Consider the following 257-nt stretch of genomic DNA (forward strand, 5'->3'; position numbering starts at 1 on the left):
CACACCCTCCCGAGTGCAGTACCATCGGCGCTGGAGGGCTTAGCTACCGGGTTCGGAATGTAACCGGGCGTTTCCCCTCCGCTATGACCACCGTAACAGCCATCAGCGAAACAAAACCAGCAACCCGTTGGCAGACGTTCCTGCCATCAGGGTGGTTGTTCGTTTGCTGTGAATCACACAGTGGACGCGTAGCACAAAGTTTAGGGTGGTTAAGCCCTCGGCCTATTAGTACCGGTCAACTCAACACGTTACCGTGC

1 rRNA gene is annotated in these 257 nt (G+C 56.0%); it reads right to left on the minus strand.

The window, feature by feature from the left end:
• Positions 1–95: ribosomal RNA gene (gene rrf / locus QSK32_RS45400) — 5S ribosomal RNA — on the minus strand; the annotation flags it as partial.
• Between the last annotated feature and the right edge of the window lie 162 nt (positions 96–257).

Source organism: Actinoplanes sp. NBRC 101535 (assembly GCF_030269225.1).
Classification (GTDB): Bacteria; Actinomycetota; Actinomycetes; order Mycobacteriales; family Micromonosporaceae; genus Actinoplanes; species Actinoplanes rectilineatus.